Raw genomic sequence first — 486 nt, 5'->3', positions numbered from 1 at the left:
ATCTGATTGCGTACCAGTTCGAAAGGTTCGGCATTGGGATCGCGTTCTACTGCACTGAGTTTAAACAGATAAAAACGGCTTTCCATCTGAATCGGCTCATGCGTTACATCGCCTCGGTTCATGTCAGCAAAAGCGGTAGCCAGTTGAGGAGAGAGCTGCTGCGGAGAGATGAAGCCGTCGAACTCTTGTTCGGGGTTGGGATAGCGTTTCATCAGCTCTTCAAATGACAAGCCTTTGAGCAGCAGTTCTTGCGCGGCGCGTACTTCGTCGGCTGAAGCAAAGCTGACTTGTTGCAGCTTGATAATGCGTGTTTGCTGGTCGTAGAAACGGCGCAACTCAGCATCGTCAACCGCGGTTTGGCGTTCTAGATAGGCAGCGTATTGGTTGGCATAAAACTCAGCTTCAACGTTTTTAAGCTGATTCTGCACTTCCGCATCTTTGTCCAAACCAGCCTTGATGGCTTCATTTTTCAAAATTTCCAAAGTC

Annotated in this window: 1 protein-coding gene; it reads right to left on the bottom strand. The window is 48.8% G+C overall.

The features are described 5' to 3' along the window. Positions 1-486: peptidyl-prolyl cis-trans isomerase (locus ACTHUR_RS19410; RefSeq protein ID WP_440400425.1), on the bottom strand; the 486-nt coding region annotated here is incomplete at both ends.

Source organism: Neisseria sp. P0021.S007 (assembly GCF_051956855.1).
Note: the sequence above shows the minus strand (reverse complement) of the source record. Positions and strands in the feature narration are given on the sequence as shown.